15 protein-coding genes and 1 tRNA gene are annotated in these 17,789 nt (G+C 68.1%); 5 read left to right on the top strand and 11 right to left on the bottom strand.

All coding sequences use genetic code 11. The features are described from left to right. Positions 1-34: 34 nt before the first annotated feature. On the bottom strand, positions 35-2,890 hold the full coding sequence (locus BLS81_RS09675) for a TonB-dependent receptor (protein WP_093223401.1): 2,856 nt from the start codon (positions 2,888-2,890) through the stop codon (positions 35-37). 282 nt (positions 2,891-3,172) lie between these two features. Here BLS81_RS09675 and BLS81_RS09670 point away from each other — a divergent pair, with 282 nt between their 5' ends. Further along, on the top strand, positions 3,173-3,892 hold the full coding sequence (locus tag BLS81_RS09670; RefSeq protein WP_093223399.1) for a GntR family transcriptional regulator: 720 nt from the start codon (positions 3,173-3,175) through the stop codon (positions 3,890-3,892). A 13-nt stretch (positions 3,893-3,905) separates the two neighbouring features. Here BLS81_RS09670 and BLS81_RS09665 read toward each other — a convergent pair whose 3' ends face one another. The 8 genes from BLS81_RS09665 to BLS81_RS09630 form a co-directional block, all read right to left on the bottom strand. Further along, complete coding sequence (locus BLS81_RS09665; RefSeq protein ID WP_093223398.1) at positions 3,906-4,250, bottom strand: L-rhamnose mutarotase; 345 nt, start codon at positions 4,248-4,250, stop codon at positions 3,906-3,908. Beyond that, positions 4,247-5,068 carry an AAA family ATPase gene (locus BLS81_RS09660; RefSeq protein ID WP_093223396.1) on the bottom strand — a complete coding sequence of 274 codons (822 nt, stop codon included), beginning with the start codon at positions 5,066-5,068 and terminating at the stop codon, positions 4,247-4,249. Before BLS81_RS09660 ends, BLS81_RS09665 begins: the two co-directional genes overlap by 4 nt. Next, a complete protein-coding gene (locus BLS81_RS09655) occupies positions 5,058-6,038 on the bottom strand; it encodes a 2-hydroxyacid dehydrogenase (protein ID WP_093223394.1) in 981 nt (326 codons plus the stop codon). Before BLS81_RS09655 ends, BLS81_RS09660 begins: the two co-directional genes overlap by 11 nt. After that, positions 6,035-7,066 (bottom strand): aldo/keto reductase, encoded by a 1,032-nt coding sequence (locus BLS81_RS09650; RefSeq protein ID WP_093223749.1) that lies wholly within the window; start codon positions 7,064-7,066, stop codon positions 6,035-6,037. The genes BLS81_RS09655 and BLS81_RS09650 overlap by 4 nt, the downstream gene beginning before the upstream one ends. Positions 7,067-7,199: 133 nt before the next feature. Then, on the bottom strand, positions 7,200-7,505 hold the full coding sequence (locus BLS81_RS09645; RefSeq protein WP_093223393.1) for a hypothetical protein: 306 nt from the start codon (positions 7,503-7,505) through the stop codon (positions 7,200-7,202). 109 nt (positions 7,506-7,614) lie between these two features. Continuing rightward, complete coding sequence (locus BLS81_RS09640) at positions 7,615-9,162, bottom strand: efflux transporter outer membrane subunit (protein ID WP_176787124.1); 1,548 nt, start codon at positions 9,160-9,162, stop codon at positions 7,615-7,617. Between the two features lie 6 nt (positions 9,163-9,168). Next, entirely contained in the window at positions 9,169-12,369 is a 3,201-nt protein-coding gene (locus tag BLS81_RS09635) for an efflux RND transporter permease subunit (RefSeq protein ID WP_093223390.1), read from the bottom strand. Between the two features lie 6 nt (positions 12,370-12,375). Beyond that, positions 12,376-13,560: an efflux RND transporter periplasmic adaptor subunit gene (locus BLS81_RS09630; protein WP_093223388.1), complete on the bottom strand. Its 1,185-nt coding sequence runs from the start codon at positions 13,558-13,560 to the stop codon at positions 12,376-12,378. Positions 13,561-13,661: 101 nt separating this feature from the next. On the opposite strand from BLS81_RS09630, the gene BLS81_RS09625 reads away from it, so the two are divergent. Beyond that, entirely contained in the window at positions 13,662-14,321 is a 660-nt protein-coding gene (locus BLS81_RS09625) for a TetR/AcrR family transcriptional regulator (RefSeq protein WP_256326164.1), read from the top strand. Between the two features lie 48 nt (positions 14,322-14,369). On the opposite strand, the gene BLS81_RS09620 is transcribed toward BLS81_RS09625, so the two are convergent. After that, a tRNA-Ser gene (locus BLS81_RS09620) sits at positions 14,370-14,459 on the bottom strand. A gap of 159 nt (positions 14,460-14,618) precedes the next feature. On the opposite strand from BLS81_RS09620, the gene BLS81_RS09615 reads away from it, so the two are divergent. The 3 genes from BLS81_RS09615 to BLS81_RS09605 all read left to right on the top strand — a co-directional run bounded on the left by BLS81_RS09615 (position 14,619) and on the right by BLS81_RS09605 (position 17,273). Beyond that, a complete protein-coding gene (locus BLS81_RS09615; protein ID WP_093223385.1) occupies positions 14,619-15,458 on the top strand; it encodes a DUF1134 domain-containing protein in 840 nt (279 codons plus the stop codon). After that, on the top strand, positions 15,443-15,901 hold the full coding sequence (locus BLS81_RS09610; protein ID WP_256326163.1) for a DoxX family protein: 459 nt from the start codon (positions 15,443-15,445) through the stop codon (positions 15,899-15,901). Before BLS81_RS09615 ends, BLS81_RS09610 begins: the two co-directional genes overlap by 16 nt. Positions 15,902-15,983: 82 nt before the next feature. Beyond that, positions 15,984-17,273, top strand: a complete 1,290-nt coding sequence (locus BLS81_RS09605) for an adenylosuccinate synthase (RefSeq protein WP_093223384.1) — start codon at positions 15,984-15,986, stop codon at positions 17,271-17,273. Positions 17,274-17,400: 127 nt separating this feature from the next. Here BLS81_RS09605 and BLS81_RS09600 read toward each other — a convergent pair whose 3' ends face one another. Beyond that, positions 17,401-17,706 carry a hypothetical protein gene (locus BLS81_RS09600; RefSeq protein ID WP_093223382.1) on the bottom strand — a complete coding sequence of 102 codons (306 nt, stop codon included), beginning with the start codon at positions 17,704-17,706 and terminating at the stop codon, positions 17,401-17,403. Between the last annotated feature and the right edge of the window lie 83 nt (positions 17,707-17,789).

The following is a 17,789-nucleotide window of genomic DNA, read 5'->3' as shown; positions in this document are numbered from 1 at the left end:
CGGAGGCAAGCCGCGCCGGCGGATTTCCCGCGCGTCAGAATTTCACGCGTACGCCAGCGTTGTACCGCCGCCCGACCCGGCGGTATTCCTGGGTGTTCTCGATCACGTTGGCGTAGTGGAACTCCTTCGAATCGGTGAGGTTGGTGGCATTGCCGGTCAGGATGACGTTCTTGGTCAGCGAGATCTGCAGCCCGGCATCGAGCTGATCGTAGCTGTCGCTGAATTCGGGAACGCCGGTCTGCGTCTGCGGGGTGACGAGATAGCCGTCGCGCCGGGTATAAGAGGCCCTGAGCTGTATCGGCCCCTTCTCGTAGAAGGCGACGGCGGTGAAGGAGTTCTTCGAAAGTCCGGCGAGCGAATAGGACGTCGAGGCTTTCGCCGCGTTCGTATAACTCGCGTTGCTGTCGGTGTAGGTATAGCTCAATTGCGTGCCGAACCCGCTGAGGATGCCGGGCAGGAACTTGAACAAGGTGCGATAGCTGAGTTCGACGCCCTTCACGGTCGCGCCCTTGCCGTTCACCGGTTGGTCGATGATGAACGTGACTTGGTCGACCGGCTGGGTGCTGACTCCGCGCGTGATGAACGAATCGATCGACTTGTAGAAGAACGTCGCCGACAGCAGCGAATCGGGATTGTAATACCATTCGAGCCCGGCTTCGGCCTGCGACGCGCGGAACGGCTGAAGATTGGGGTTGCCGCGCGAGATGCGCTCGTTGCCCGGATTGCTCGTGATCGTCTGCGCCGGCGAGAGATCGGTGAGCGTCGGCCGCGAGATCACGCGTGACGCGGCGGTGCGGAAGATCAGCGTCGGCGTGATGTTGAGCCGCGCGTTCACCGAGGGCAGGATGTCGGTATAATGGCCCTTGAAGCTGAGCGGGGTCAGCCCCGACAGCACGATCACGTTCTGGCCGGTGCCGTTGGGCTTGGCGCTCAGCACCGTCTGCCCCGCGCCCGAGGAACTGAAATTGGTATCCTCGATCCGCACGCCCGTGTTGATCGCGAACGGGAGGCTGCCGAGATCGCCCTTGAACTCGGCCATCAGATAGCCGAGCGCGACCTTCTCCTTCACCGAGGAACTGGCGGCGGGATCGCGAACGATCGGCAGCAGATTGCCGCTGTGCAGCGCCGGATCGGCGGTGCTGTTCAGCCCGATCATCGTCTGGAACAGATTGGCCGCGTTGTAATCGACCCAGTTGGAAGTGTTGCCGCCCGCCGCGCCATCGAAGAAATTGTATGTCGTCGGCGTGAACACGCTCGACGGCACGGACACGTCGCTGCCGCAATAGGCGCAGGCGTTCGGCTCGGTGAACCCGGTCGTGTTCTTGGTGCGCGACGAATAGCCGACCCCGCCATAGATGGTGATCGCGCCGCCGTCATAAGAGCCGTCGAGATGCCCCTCGTTGATCGTATCTTCGAGGTTCTGCCCTTCCGAGGCCATGTAATGCGCGAGCCGGTGGTTCACGTCGGTCGCGGCGTTGGCATAGCTCGGGTTGCTGACCGTGAAGCTCGCCAGCGGCGACCCGGTGTTGCGGTCATAGGTGTAATCGATGTGCTTGAGCCGCGAGGTGGTGAACAGCGCCGCCGCATTGTCGTACTTCGCCTTGGTGGTATCGAGATCGAGCGCGAGCGTGAACGGCCCGCTGTTCCATTTCGCGTTGAAGCCGAACAGATAGGTGGTGGATTTGGCCGGCCGGTCCTCGACGACGACATCGACCGTGCCGTCGCGGAAGCTCTCGGACGTGGCGGTTCCGCCGACATGGACGGTCCGGCTCTGCCCGCCGACGATCTCGGTCGTGTTCGTGCCACCCGACACGACCTGATTGACGAGCGTGCCGCCGCTGAAATCCGGGGCGATGCCCGAGCCGTGATAATGCTCGTCATCATGTGAATAGAGGCCGTCGAGGGTGAGGACCAGGTTGCTGGTCGGCTTGAACTGGACGGTCCCGTCGACGCCGATCCGCTTGCGATGCGAGAATTCCACCTGGTTGATGAAGTTGTGGTACATGTCGACGTTGCGGAACAACGTCACCTTGCTGGTGTCGATGCGCGGCGCGCACCCGCCGGCGGTGACGGCGCCGACGCACAGGCCGCCGCCGCTGGTGCCGACCGAACCATAATAGCCGTCGTCGAAACTGCGCGGGTACGAACTCGCGCCGACCGAGAAATTGTCGGTGCGCTCGTTGCGTTCGTCATACGAGCCGACGAGCGAGACGCCCAAGGTGCCGGACGCGTTCTTCCACGTCACATAGGCCGCGCCCGACGGGGTCGTCTTGTTGCCGAGCTCGTCGATGTTGGCGCGCAATGATCCGCCACCGTAAAAGCCGGTGCGCTGCTCGAGCGGACGCAGCGTGTGGATGTCGACCGTCGCGCCGATGCTCGCGCCGTTGAGGTTGGCCTGCGGGCTCTTGAACACGTTGGCGCCCGCGATCAGTTCGGACGGCAGGATGTCGAAGTTGAACTCGCGCCCGGCGGTGTCGGTAGCGATGACGCGGCCGTTGACCGTGACCGTGTTGAACTGCGGCCCCAGCCCGCGCACCGTGACGCCGTTGCCGACGCCGCGATTGCGATCGATCGTGATGCCGGGCACGCGCTGGAGGGATTCGGCGACGTTCTGATCGGGCATCTTGCCGAGATCCTCGCTCGCGATCGCATCGACCGAGTTGACCGCGTTGCGCTTGATGTCGATCGATTGCCGCTGGCTGGCGCGGATGCCCGAGACGATGATGTCCGCCGCGGCATCGGCGGCCGGGTCGGGCGCCCCTTGCGCGTCGGCGCTCGGCGCCGCGCCTGCGCCACCCCCCGCCGGCGATTGCGCCTGTGCGGTGGACGCCAGGACGAAAGCCAACGCCGTCACCGCGACGCCGGCGCAAAACCGTGGATCAGTTCGCATCCTCTACCTCCCAATATTTTTAATTGCATATATCAATATATGCACTCTGAAATATGTCAACGCGTGTTGCGCGATTGTTTCTAGCCACTCTGGAGGTCGATCTGAGTGCCGTGAAATCGTTGATCCGGGCATTCGCGCGCGAGAATCGCGGTGCTGGAAGCGGCCGCGCGACGCACCCGCGCCGCTTTGGCTGGTGTTTCTTGCCTGTCGGGTCTAGGTTCCACCCATATAGCAACGCGCTGTTCGCCCACCGGCCGGCGCGTATCGCACGGGATTTATCGAATGCGCGCAGCAACGCGGAAGGCAACGCGAGAACCACCGGGGGCAAGCCTGCCCGATCCGGCGGGCGGGGACGACGACACGAGCCTCGCCGACAAGGCTTATGGCGCGATCCTGCGGGGTCTGTTCGACCGCTCGATCCCGTCCGGCGCGGAACTGTCGCAGGCCGATCTCATCAGGCTGCTCGGCATGACGGCGCAGCCGTTGCGCGACGCGCTGCGCCGGCTCGAGACCGAAGGATTGGTGACGATCCACGCGCGCTCCTGCATCCGGTTCGTGCGCGCCGATCTCGAATTGTCACGCTCGACCTATCAGTTCCGTACACTCATCGAGCGTGGCGGCGCCCGCATCCTGGCGGAGCGCGGCGACGCCGACGAGATCCAGGCGCTGGTCGACGACCATCACGCACTGCTCGCGCGGCTGGAGAGTCCGGCCTGGAGCCCGGACGAAAAGGCGGCGCTCGACGCGCTTGAGGATCGGCTGCACGGCGCGCTCATCTCCGCGCTGCGCAACGAGCTGATCGAGAACACCGCGCGGCGGCTCAAGAATTACGTCACGCTGGTGCGGCTCGACTGGCTCACCACCCGGCCGCTCGCGATCCGCACGCTGCGCGAGCATCTCGAAATCCTCAACGCCTGCGTGGCGCGCGACGCCGACGCCGCCGAGGCCGCGCTGGTCGCGCATTTTCAGCTCGCGCTGCAACGCCTCATCGGGATGGAGTGAGCGCCCCGAACCGTCACGGCTGGTCGTCGAGGCTGTAGATCTGCTCGGCGGCGACCCATTTCTCACCCCCGCGCGCGAACGGCAGCCGGCGCTGGAAGCGGTCCATCAACACTTCCCACGCCTGAACCTCCGGGTCGGCGGCATCGCGCGCGGCGTTGGCGACGGGGTCGAAATCGGGCGTGGTTTCCATCAGCATGACGAGCCGGTCGCCGACCTGCCAGATGTCGAGCGCCGCCACCCCGCTCGCGCGGATCGCCCGCGTCACCGCCGCCGGCGGCCCGCCGGGGCGATGCCAGTGCCGGTAGGCGGCGATCGCCTCGGGATCATCCTGAAGGTCCAGGACCAGTACGTGCCTCACCGCGTTCCTCCATCCGTCATCGCATCGGCGCCGCGCACGTCGATACAGGCGCGGGTTTCGTCGAGTTGCAGAACCAGATCGGCATAGGCGGGCATATCGACGAGGATATGCCGCGTCAGCCGCTCGTAATGGCTGACGAACGTCGTCACCTCGGCATCGGACATCACGCCCGCCCCGTGTGCGCCCGTCGCCCGCAGCGCATGCTCCTGTTCGATCCGCCAGCCCAGCACCCGTTCCCAGCTCGGCGCGCGCAGCATCGCCAGCCAGTCGATCCGCGCGAACAGCCACTGGTACGCGCCCCCCAGCGCCGCATTGGCGTGCCGCCGCCATAGCCCGTCGGGGTCGCGCTCGCGTTCCAGCGCGTTGACCGGTGCGGCCAGCGCCGCCGCGTCCTGCGGCCGCGCGCCGACGCACCAGCCCTCGAAGATCACCAGCGCCGGGCGCGCCGGCGCGATCGGCCACGCCGCCGGATCGACACGGTCGTCGCGCGCCTTGTCGAAGCGCGGCAACGGCGTGGCTGCCCCGGCGTCGAGTGCGGCGAAGGTCGCGAGGCCCAGCTCCACATCGTGCGTGCCCGGCACGCCGCGCGTCGCGAACAGCGGGTGGACATCCCGCGCCAGCCGCGCCCGCTCCGCCCGCGTCTTGTAAAGATCGTCGAGCGACAGGACGACCGTATTCGCGAACCGCGCCGCGAGCGCGGCCGCGACGGTCGATTTGCCGCTGCCCTGCGCGCCGCACACGCCGACCACCAGCGGGCGCGCGCGCGCACCCGCCAGCCTGCGGCCGATCGCGTCGCCGAGGATCGATTCAGGCGACACGGTCGGGCATTTGGCCGCCGCCGAAGAAGGCGTCGAGATTGTCGATCGCCTGCATCCCCATCGCCGTGCGCGCCTCGATCGTCGCGCTGCCGAGATGCGGCAACAGCACCGTGCGCGGGCTGTCGAGCAGCCCCGCGCTGATCGCGGGTTCACGCTCATAGACGTCGAGCCCCACCGCCGCGATCCGCCCGTCGGCGAGCGCCGCGACCAGCGCGGCCTCGTCGATCACCGATCCGCGCGCGGTGTTGACGAGGATCGCGGTCGGCTTCGCCCTGGCGAGCAGTGCCGCATCGACGAAATGGCGCGTGTCGGCGCCGCCTGGAATGTGCAGCGAGATGACGTCCGCCGTCTCGAACAGCGCCTCGGCCGAAGCGACGCGCGTCGCCGCGAGACTCGCCTCGATCTCGGGCGCGGCGGCGCTGCGCGAGAAATAGCGGATCTCCATGCCGAGCCCACGCGCGCGCGCGGCGGTGCGTTGCGCGATCCGCCCGAAGCCGATCAGCCCGAGCGTGCGCCCGGCCAGCGATTGGCCGACGAGGTGCGTCGGCCGCCAGCCGGTCCAGGTCCCGGCACGCACCTCGCGCTCCCCCTCCCCCGCCCGCCGCGCCGCCATCAACATCAGCAGGATCGCGAGCTCGGCGGTCGCCTCGGTGAGCGCGCCGGGGGTGTTGCTGACGGCGATCCCCGCCGCGCGCGCGGCGGCGAGATCGATATGATCGACACCCGCGCCGTAATTGGCGAGCAGCCGCGCACGCCGCCCGCCGGCCGCGATCACCGCCGCGTCGAGGCGATCGGTGATCGTCGGGACGACCGCGTCGAAATCGGTCAGCGCCGCCCGCAGCTCGTCGGCGCCGAGCGCGCGATCCTCGCCGTTGAAGACGACGTCATACGTGGCGGCGAGGCGCGCCTCGACCGCTTCGGGCAGCCGGCGCGTCACGCGCACGCGCGGGCGGGCGGGCGCGCCGGTCATGCCGCCGCCGCGTCCGGCGCGGGCGCATCGGCGCGCAGCAGCCCCGCCGCGCGGAGATCGCGCCAGAACCCTGCCGGGATGTCGGCGCGGTAGAGGTCCAGCGTGCGCGCGACCTGCTCCGCGCCGGCGAGGCCCGGCAGCACACACGCCACCGCCGGATGCGCCAGCGGAAACTGCAACGCCGCCGCCGCGAGCGGGACATCATGCGCCTCGGCCACCGCCTCGATCCGCCGCACCCGCTCGACGATCGCCGGCGGCGCGAGATCGTAATTATAGTGCAACGCCCCACCGCTCCTGGTGCCGGTCGCGAGGATGCCGCTGTTGTACGGGCCGCCGACCAGCACCGACACGCGCTGCGCCACGCACGCCGGCAGGAACGCGTCGAGCGCGTCCTGTTCGAGCAAGGTGTAGCGCCCGGCGAGCAGCACGACGTCGAGGCGCGTTTCGCGCAACGCATCGAGGCACACCGCCGTCTCGTTCACGCCGAGACCGAAGCCGGCGATCGTCCCCTCGTCGCGAAGCCGCTCGAGCGCGCGGAAACCACCGCCCCGCGTAAGCTGCTCCCAATAGCGCGCATTGGCGTCGCCATGATTGGCGCGGCCAATATCATGGACGAGCAGCAGATCGATCCGCGCCAGCCCGAGCCGGTGCAGGCTCGCCTCATGTGAGCGCAGGATGCCGTCGTGGCTGTAATCGTAAACGGCGCGGAACGGCATCGGCGAGGCGAAGCCGTCGCGCATCGCGCCGGTGTCGAGCGCGCCGTCGGCGACGAGCAGGCGACCGACCTTGCTCGACACGACCATCCCGTCGCGCCCCCGCAGCGCATCGCCGAGCCGCCGCTCGCTCAGGCCGAAGCCATAGAAGGGCGCGGTATCGTAGAAGCCGATCCCCGCCTCGGCCGCGAGATCGACGGTCGCCCGCGCGGTTTCGTCGGTGATCGCGCGGTAGAGGTTGCCGAACGTTCCACACCCGAAGCCGAGTTCGGTGACCGAAACCCCGCAATCCCCAACCGCGCGCTTTTTTATCATGATCACGTCTCTGAAATACCAGATAGGCCGATCTGTGATCTATGATTACAAAGCCAGCCGTGCGCAAGTCGCGTATGCGCAGCGCCCGACTTTGTCGCTCAGCGCGGTCGCCGTGCGCGCCCGCTCCCGCGGCCTAGGGCTGCGCGCCGAACGCCAACGCCTCTGCCGAACCGACATCCTGATCGCCCGCGAACAGCCGGTCCAGCCGGTTCCGCACATCGTTGCGGTAGGTCCGCGAGGCGGTCACGCGCGGCGCCGCCACCGCGACTTCGTCCGCGATCGCGTCCTTGATCCGCTCGAGCGCGGCCTCGCCCAGCACGTTGGCGCGGCGCAGTTCGATGCAGAGCTGCACCAGACCCACCGCCGTCGCCTGGGCGCGCAATTCCACGTTGGTCAGCTCCCAATGGAGCCGCTTTTGCTGGTCATATGGCTTGGTCATTTCGCCTTTCCTCTCCAACCGCGATCGTATCGGTCGAATCAGATGCGCGCCAGCCTTTAGACGCGGCCACGGCCGGGGCCGCGCCCGCCAGCGCCGGCGCCGGCGCCGCTCACCGGCGCGCGGCGCCCCCGGCAGGATCGTCACCCGCGAGCCCGCCGCCCAGCGAGCGGTACAGCTCGACCAGATTGTTCGCCTTGCTCAACCGGGTCGTTACCAACTGCTGCTGCGCGGAGTAAGCGGTACGTTGCGAATCGAGCGTGGTCAGGAACGATTCCACGCCCGCACGGTAGCGCGCGTCCGAAATCCGCAGCGCCGCCGCCGCGGCATCGACACGCGCCGTCTGCGCGGAGACCTGCTCGTCGATCGTGCCGCGCTGCGCCAACGCGTCGGCGACCTCACGGAAGGCGGTCTGCACCGCTTTCTCATAGGTCGAGACGGCCGCCTGCTGCTGCGCTTCGGCGGCGCGCAGATTGCCGCGCAGCCGACCGCCATCGAAGATCGGCAACCCGATCGACGGCGCCGCGGTGTAGGTGAAGCTGCCGCCCGAGAAGAGTCCGCTCAGCGCCGTGCTGATCGTGCCGACCGTCGCCGTGAGCGAGATGTTGGGGAACAAAGCGGCGCGCGCCGCGCCGATATTGGCGTTTTGCGCGATCAGCTGGTGCTCGGCCTGGAGCACGTCCGGCCGGCGCAGCAACACGTCCGAGGAGAGGCCGGCCGGCAGCGCCTGCAACGCGACGTCACCGGTGCCGAGGCCATCGGGCAGCATGGCGGGCGCCACCGGCGCACCGACGAGCAGGTCGAGCGCGTTCTTGTCCTGCGCCAGCCGCGTCCTCAGCACCGCGATGTCGTTGCGCGCGCCCTGATAGACGCTCTCCGCCTGACGCGCCTCGAGTTCCGAGGCGACGCCGATGCGGAACTGCGCCCGGGTGAGTTCGAGCGACTGCTCGAACGACTTGAGCGACTCCTGCGAGATGCGCAACTGGTCCTGGTCGGACGCGAGCGTCATCCATGCCGTCGCGATCTCGGCGATCAGGCTGATGCGCGTCGCGCGCTGCGCTTCCTCGGTGGCGAAATATTGTTCCTGCGCCGCACGGGTCAGGTTGCGGACGCGCCCGAACAGATCGACCTCATAGGCCGAGACGCCGGCGTTGAGCGAATAGAATTCCAGATCCGACGAGCCCGTGCCCGCGCCCGCGCCGACACCCGCGCCCACGCCGGTCCCGGTGCCGCCGCCGGTGCCCGTCCCGGTGCCAGTACCCGTGCCCGTGCCGACACCGGTGCCGCCGCCGACCGCGCCGGCCGCGCCCTGGATGTTGTTGGTATAGGTGGCCGATCCGGACAGCCGCACGGTGGGCAACAGATCGGCGCGCTGGACGCGATATTGCGCGCGCGCCTGAAGCACGTTCGCGGCGGCGACGCGGAGATCGCGATTGTTCTCCAGCCCCAGCGCGATGATGCCGCGCAGCCGATCGTCGGTGAAGAACGCGCGCCAGCCGATCTTCGTGATGTCGGGCGCGTCGGTCGCCGCCGCCGGATAGACACCCTGGGCGGGCAGCGCCGCCGGCACCGCGCCGACCGGGCGCACATATTTGGGCGCGAGGTCGCAACCGGCGAGCGCGGTGGCCGCGAGCAGGACAAGAACGCTTTTGCTAGTCATCACCACTCAGGCTCCCTGCGGCGCGGGGGTGTCCCCGCGCGCGCCGTCATCAGGCCGTCCATCATCATGCGGGCGCTCGCCCCCGTCATGCGCCGCATTGCCCCGGCTGAAGAGCCGCAGCACGACCACGAAGAACATCGGCACGAAGAAGATCGCGAGCACCGTCGCCGAGAACATGCCGCCGACCACCGCACGGCCGATCGCGTTCTGCCCGCCCGCGCCGGCGCCGTTGGCGATCGCCAGCGGGAACACGCCGAAGATGAAGGCGAGGCTGGTCATCAGAATCGGCCGTAGCCGCAGCTTGGCCGCCTCGATCGCGGCGTCGTACGCCGACAGCCCCTCGCGCATCTTCTCCTCGGCGAATTCTACGATCAGGATCGCGTTCTTCGCCGACACGCCGATCGTGGTGATGAGACCCACCTGGAGATAGATGTCGTTGTTGAGGCCGGTCAGGCTCGCCGCGAGCAGCGCGCCCACCACGCCGAGCGGCACGACCAGCATCACCGACAGCGGCACCGACCAGCTTTCGTACAGCGCTGCGAGGCAGAGGAACACGATCAGCAGCGACAGGCCGTAAAGCGCCGGCGCCTGCCCGCCCGAAAGCTGCTCCTCATAGCTGAGCCCGGTCCAGTCGAGCCGCGTCCCCGGCGGCAGCTTGGCCTGCATGTCCTGCATCGCTTTCAGCGCCGCGCCGGACGAGACGCCGGGCGCTGGCTGCCCCAGGATCTCCATCGAGGGCAAGCCGTTGTAGCGCGTCAACTGCATCGGCCCCTGGTGCCAGGAGACGTCGGAGAAGGCGGTGAACGGCGCCATGTTGCCGCTCGCGCCGCGCACGTAGAGATCTCCGATATTCTCGGGCGCGATGCGATACGGCGCATCGGCCTGGATATAGACGCGCTTGACGCGGCCCCGGTCGATGAAGTCGTTGACATAGGATCCGCCCCAGGCCGTCGCGATGGTGCTGTTCACCGTCGCGAGATCGAGCCCGAGCGCGCCGGCCTTGTCCTGATCGACCTGCACCTTGAGCTGCGGCGCGTCGTCCAGCGCATTCGGGCGGACGCCGACCAGCGCCTTGTTCTGCGACGCCATGCCGAGCAGCATGTTGCGCGCGGCGAGCAGCTTGTCATGGCCGAGCCCGGCCTCGTCGACCAACTGGAGGTCGAAGCCCGTCGCGTTGCCGAGTTCCTGCACCGCCGGCGGGATGATCGCGAAGATCAACCCGTCCTTGTAGCTCGCGAACACGCCCATCGCGCGGGCGACGATGGCCTGCGCCCTGTTCTTGGCGCCCGGCCGGTCCTTCCACTCCTTCATCGGCATGAAGGCGATGCCGCTGTTCTGCCCGGTGCCCGCGAAGCTGAAGCCGTTGATCGTATAGACCCCGCGGATCGCGTCGCCGGCATCGCGCAGGAAATGGTCGCGCACCAGATCGAGGCCCTTTTGGGTCCGCGCGGTGGTGGAGCCCGCCGGCCCCTGCACCAGCGCGATCATGACGCCCTGGTCCTCATCGGGAAGGAAGCCGGTCGGCAATCGGGTGAACAGGAACACCATCCCCGCGACGATCAGCGCGTAAGCGATCAACGAGCGGCCGAACCGGCGCGTGGTCGATCGCACGCCGCTCTCGTAGCGTGCGCGCCCGCGATCGAACTTGTCGTTGAACCAGCGGAAGAAGCGCGCGAGCGGGCCGTTGCCCTCGTTCTTGTTCGGATTGTGGGGTTTGAGGATCGTCGCGCACAGCGCCGGCGTCAAAATCAGCGCGACCGCGATCGACAGCACCATCGCCGACACGATCGTGATCGAGAACTGACGGTAGATGACGCCGGTCGAGCCGCCGAAGAACGCCATCGGCAGGAACACCGCCGACAGCACCAGCGCGATGCCGATCAGCGCGCCGGTGATCTCGTCCATCGATTTGCGCGCCGCTTCCTTCGGCGTCAGATGTTCGGTGGTGATCAGCCGCTCGACGTTCTCGACGACGACGATCGCGTCGTCGACGAGCAGACCGATCGCCAGCACCATGCCGAACAGGGTCAACGTGTTGATCGAATAGCCGAACGCCGCCAGCACCGCGAACGTACCCGTCAGCACCACCGGCACCGCGATCGTCGGGATCAGCGTCGCGCGGAAGTTCTGGAGGAACAGGAACATCACGAGGAAGACGAGCACGACCGCCTCGACCAGCGTCTCGATCACCTGCTCGATCGACAGGCGCACGAACGGCGACGTGTCGTAAGGGAAGATGACCTTGACGTCGGACGGGAACTGCTTGGCGAGTTCGGTCACCCGCGCCTTGACCGCCTCGACGGTGTCCAGCGCGTTCGCCCCCGGCGCCAGCTTGACCGCGATGCCCGATGCGGGCTTGCCGTTCCACTCGGCGGAGAAGCCGTAATTCTCCGCGCCGATCGCGACCCGCGCGACATCGCCCAGCCGCACGATCGATCCGTCGGTGTTGGTCTTCAGCCGGATCTTCGCGAATTCCTCGGGCGAGGTCAGCCGCGACGACACGGACACGGTCGCGTTGAGCATCTGCTCCTTGGGCGCGGGCTGCGCGCCGAGCTGCCCGGCGGAAACCTGCGCGTTCTGCGCGGTTACCGCCGCGATCACGTCGGGGATCGTCAGCGCGAAATTGTTGAGCTTGAGCGGATCGACCCAGATGCGCATCGCATATTGCGAGCCGAAGATCTGCGTGTCGCCGACGCCCGAGACGCGCGACAGCGGATCCTGGATGCGGGAGGCGACGATGTCGGCCAGGTCGTCCGCGTCATGCTTGCCGTTTTCGGAATAGACGCCGACGTACAGCAGGATGTTCTGCGTCGCCTTGGCGACGATGATCCCCTGGCGCTGAACCTCCTGCGGCAGCAACGGGGTCGCCGCCTGGAGCTTGTTCTGGACCTGGACCTGCGCGATGTCTGGGTCGGTGCCCTGCTCGAACGTGATCGTGATCGTGACGGTGCCGGCCGACGAGGATGAGGACGAGAAGTAGCGAAGGTGATCGATCCCCTTCAACTGCTGCTCGATGATCTGCGTGGTCGTGTTTTCGAGCGTCTGCGCGTCCGCGCCGGGGTAGGTCGCGGTGATCGACACAGCCGGCGGCGCGATCGCCGGAAACTGCGAGATCGGCAGCGTGCGCACCGCCAGCAGACCGGCGATGACGACCATGACCGCCAGCACATAGGCGAAGATCGGGCGATCGATGAAATAGCGTGACATGGCCGTTTACTTCGCCTGCGTCTGCGCCTGGCCCGGTTGCGGCTGCGCGCCTGCGGGCTTGGCATTGGGGTTCCACGGCGTGCCTTGCACCGGCATGCCGGGACGCAGCATCATCGCGCCTTCCACGATGATCTTGTCACCCGGTTTCAGCCCGCCCGTCACGATCCAATTGTCGCCGGAGGTCCGGTTCGACACGAGCGTGCGGGGTTCGATCTTGTTGCCCGCGCCGATCACCAGCACGGTCGGCTGGCCCTTCTCGTCGCGGCTGACCGCGCGCTGCGGCACCAGCATCGCCTTGGCCTGCGTGCCCTCCACGAGCGAGGCGCGGACGAACATGCCGGGCAGCAGCAGCCCGTTCGGGTTGGGGAACAACGCGCGGATGATCTGCGAGCCGGTGGTGGGATCGACCGTGACGTCGGCGAAGCGCAGCGTGCCCTGCGCGCCATATTCGCTGCCGTCCTCCAGCTTCAGCTTGACGCGCGCGTTTCCGTCGCGGGTCAATTGTCCGCTGAGGATCTGCTGGCGCAGTTTCAGCAGGTCTGCACTGGATTCCTGGATGTCGACATAGACCGGGTCGATCCGCTGGATCGTCGCCAGCGCGCCGGCCTGCGACGCGGAGACGAGCGCGCCGGTGGTGAACAGCGATCGGCCGATCCGACCCGTGATCGGCGCGCGGATCGTGGTGCGCGCGAGATCGATCTGCGCCGAGCGCAGCGCGGCCTCCTGCGCTGCCACATCCGCCTGCGCCTGCGCGGCGGAGGTCTGCGCATTCTCATATTCCTGGCGGGCGATCGCGTTGATCTTCACCAGTTCGCCGTAGCGGCGTGCGAGCGCCGCGCTCGAGGCGATGCTGGAGCGCGCCCGCGTCAGCGCGGCGCGCGCGCTGGCGACCTGCGCCTCGTACGGCGCGGGATCGATCCGGTACAGCGGCTGCCCCTTGTGGACGACGTCGCCCTCGACGAACAGGCGCGCGAGCACCAGGCCGTTGACCTGCGGGCGAACCTCCGAGGTTTCGAACGCGGCCGTGCGGCCGGGCAGCTCCGTGGTCAGCGTCACCGGCTGTTCGCGCGCGACGACATAGCTCACCGGCGGGGCCTGCGGAGCCTGCTGCTGCTGCCCACCGCCACACGCCGTCAGGGCGAGCAGGGCGCTGGATGCCAACACACAGCTCATCAGCCGCTTGGAGACCATAGATTTTCCCGCTTGAAAAAAAGAAAGAGAGCGATCACTCACAAATTCGCCCGTTAGCCGCGTCGCTCGCACGCGTCAACAAGCTGAAGGAAGGTCTTAAAGTGTCGGTTGCCGCATGCCCGTTCCCCTCGCGCGCCCAGGCGCGTCGGGAAAAGATCAAACAGGTGGCGCGACGGCTGTTCATCGAACACGGGTTTCACGCGACAGGTATCGCATTGATCGCGAAGCTTTCGGGCGTCGCCGTCCAACAATTGTACCGGGATTTCCCTTCGAAGGAGGACATCATCGCGGCTATCGTCGCAGAAGATTGCGACAGATTCGCGAATCTCGCCACGCTGGATTGCGCGCTCGCCACGGATGACCGCGACGCGCTGCGGCAATGGCTCGAGTCCGCCACCTGCCAGAAGGATGACGAGACCGATCGCCTGTTTCTCGAAATCGCCGCCGAGGCATCGCGCAACGCGCGCATCCACACGATTTTTTCCGATGTCAGGCGCACGATGCTGGACAACATCAGCAGGGCGTTCGCGGGTTTGGCGGGAAGCGACAGGGTGGGAGAGGAGCACCGGCTGCTCGCCGAGGCGTTCATGATCGTGTCGGTCGGCGCGGCTGCCACCCGCGCCGTCCATACGGCGGACACCCGCTCCGCCGGCGCGAAGCTGATCTCGTGCCTGTTGGACGGAATCCACGGCGGCCCCGATCAGTCGCCGGCAGCCACACCGCGCGAAGGCGCACTGAAGCCCGAAGCGGCGATTTCATAAAAGGAACCGGGTCGACCCGGAGATCACCGTCGCCCACTGGGGCGAACTTGGCGGAGACGGAGGGATTCGAACCCTCGATACGGTTTCCCGTATGACGCTTTAGCAAAGCGTTGGTTTCAGCCACTCACCCACGTCTCCGGCGCACGGCAGAGCGGGGCTATAGCGACGGTTTCGCGGCGGATCAACCGCATGTGTCACGCCCGCTCGGCTTGATTTCGACTCGGCTCGCCGCTTGGTTCATTGCGGGTAAAGCATATCGGGCGCTACGTTCCGCGATCGAAGTCGGGGGAGTGCGCGATGCGCGGACGGATTGTGCAATGTTCGATGGTCGCGGCGGCGCTGGCGTTGCTCGCCACGCCGCTGGTCGCGCCGGGGCTCGCGCAGGTGCGCACGGTCGATCCCAACGAGACGATCGATAGCGACCTGCGCGCGCCGGCGACGCCGACGATGGCGCGGCCGAGCGCCCCGCCGCCTGCCGCGAGCAGCGCCCCGCGCTACCCGGACACGCCAGTGCCGGCCGAGGCCGATCCGCAGGTCTCGGGTGCGCGCTACGACGCGCCCGAGCAGGCCCAGCAGGGTTCGCCGGCCCCCGCCCCCGCGCAAGGCGGCTTCGACACGCGCGAGCAGGCCGAGGCGACCGCCAGCCGGGGCAGCGACACCTTCACGTCCAAGGAATTGCTCGGCGCCGCGGAGGGCACGTTCGGCAAGGGCGCCGCCGGCCTCTCGGGCATCCTCGAACGCACGCTCAAGGAACAGGGCGAACCCAACGCCTATATCGCCGGCAGCGAAGGATCGGGCGCGTTCGTCCTCGGGCTGCGCTATGGCAAGGGCACGATGTTCCACAAGGTCGAGGGGCAGCAGCCGGTGTTCTGGACCGGGCCGTCGGTCGGGTTCGATCTCGGCGGCGATGCTGCCAAGGTGTTCGTGCTGGTCTACAACCTCTATGACAGCGAGGAGCTGTACCATCGCTTCCCCGCCGCCGAGGGGCGCGTCTATTTCGTCGGCGGGTTCGCCGCGACCTATCTGCGCTGGGGCAAGGTGGTGCTGATCCCGATCCGGCTCGGCGTCGGCTGGCGGCAGGGCGTCAACCTTGGCTATATGAAGTTCAGCCATAAACAGAATTGGTTCCCGCTATAAGCCGCACCCCGCTCTCGCGGCGGGCGGAGCGCTGGCGCGCCGGGCTGCGCTGGGTGTTGGCCGGCGTCTTTATGGTGGCGGGGGTGCTGCACCTGCGCTTCCCCGCGCCATTCCTGGCGATCACCCCCGCTTGGGTGCCCGATCCGCGCGCCGTGATCGCCGCGACCGGCGCGTGCGAGATCGCCGGCGCGGTCGGGCTGTCGGTGCCGCGGTTCCGCCGCGCCGCCGCGATCATGCTCGCGCTCTATGCGGTGTGCGTCTTCCCCGCCAATGTGAAGCACGCGCTCGATTACATCACGCTCGGGCGCGGCGCGCTGACGCTATGGTATCACGTGCCGCGTCTGCTGATGCAGCCGGTGATCGTGTGGTGGGCGCTGTTCGCGGGCGGCGTGATCGACTGGCCGCTGCGCCGCCACAGCTATCCGCGCGCCTCGCTGCGCTGAGCGCACCGCCCGATTAGACGTGGACCGGCGCGCCCCCGCACAGTAGGGATGCGCGCTTTGTTGCGGAAATGTGGGACGGACCTTGGCGAACGTAGCGGTAATCGGCGCCCAATGGGGTGATGAGGGCAAGGGCAAGATCGTCGACTGGCTGGCGGAGCGCGCCGACGTCGTCGTGCGCTTCCAGGGCGGCCATAACGCCGGCCACACGCTCGTCGTCGGCGAGGCGGTGTACAAATTGTCGCTGCTGCCCTCGGGCATCGTGCGCGGCACGCCCTCGGTGATCGGCAACGGCGTGGTGCTCGATCCGTGGGCGCTCAAGGCCGAGGTCGAGAAGCTGCGCGGCCAGGGCGTGGCGATCTCGCCCGAGACGCTGATGGTGGCGGACACCTGCGCGCTGATCCTGCCGCTGCATCGCGATCTCGATGGGCTGCGCGAGGATGCGAGCGGCGCGGGCAAGATCGGCACCACCCGGCGCGGCATCGGCCCGGCCTATGAGGACAAGGTCGGCCGCCGCGCGATCCGCGTGTGCGATCTCGCCCATCTCGACGATCTCGGCCCGCAACTCGATCGGCTGACCGCGCACCACGACGCGCTGCGCGCCGGCTTCGGCGAGCCGCCGATCGACCGCGATGCGTTGCTCGCCGAGCTCCGCGAGATCGCCGGCTTCGTGCTGCCGTTCGCGCGGCCCGCCTGGCGCGATCTCAACACCGCGCGCGAGCGTGGCCGGCGCATCCTGTTCGAAGGCGCGCAGGGCGTGCTGCTCGATGTCGATCACGGCACCTATCCGTTCGTCACCTCGTCGAACACGATCGCGGGCACGGCAGCGGGCGGATCGGGGCTGGGGCCGGGCGCGGTCGGCTTCGTGCTCGGCATCGCCAAGGCTTATACGACGCGCGTCGGCTCCGGTCCCTTCCCGACCGAGCTGGACGACGAGACCGGCGAGCTGATCGGCCAGCGCGGCCATGAGTTCGGCACCGTCACCGGGCGCAAGCGGCGCTGCGGCTGGTTCGATGCGGTGCTGCTGCGCCAATCGGCCGCGGTGGGCGGGATCACCGGCATCGCGCTGACCAAGATCGACGTGCTCGACGGCTTCGACGAGGTGAAGATCTGCACCGGATACCGGCTCGGCGACCAGACGCTAGACTATTTCCCCGCGCATGCCGCCGATCAGGCACGCGTCGAACCGATCTACGAGACCATGCCCGGCTGGAGCGAATCGACGGCGGGCGCCCGCAGTTGGGCGGAACTGCCCGCGCAGGCGATCAAATACATCCGCCGCATCGAGGAACTGATCCGCTGCCCGGTCGCGCTGGTCTCCACCAGCCCAGAACGCGAGGACACGATCCTCGTGCGCGATCCGTTCGCGGATTGATCTGAGCGGCACGGCCCGCCCCACCACCGTTCGCACTGAGCGAAGTCGAAGTGCGTGCCCCGAGCGTGGCGCTCGCGACACGTCCTTCGACACGCTCAGGACGAACGGGGTTGGAACGGTATTTGGCTTAACGCCGCTTTTTCTTGACCGGGGTACCGTCGGGCGCGCTGTCGACCGGTGAGGGCGTGCTCGGCGTCGCGGTCGTGGTCGAGCCTGTCGGATCGGCTGGTGTCGCGCTCGTCGTATCGGTTGGCGCCGGCGTGGTCGGCATCGTGCCCGAAGGCGTCGGCGGGCTGGCCGGCACGGTCGGCGCCGTCGTGGTCGTCCCCGGCGCGGGATAGCCGTTGGGCGACGTCTGGCCGGTGCCGGTCTGCGCCAGCGCCGCGGTCGACAGGCCGAACGCCGCCGCCGCGAAAATCATGCTCTTTCGCATCGCTCTCTCCATATTAGCCCGGTCTCGCCGGGTATGAAGGTTCAACGTTTCGCCGCCGCTTTCGGGGCTCGCCCGGCCGCGCG

It is taken from the genome of Sphingomonas sp. NFR15, from assembly GCF_900103265.1.
Classification (GTDB): domain Bacteria; phylum Pseudomonadota; class Alphaproteobacteria; order Sphingomonadales; family Sphingomonadaceae; genus Sphingomonas; species Sphingomonas pollutisoli.
This window is presented reverse-complemented; position numbering and strand designations above follow the sequence as displayed.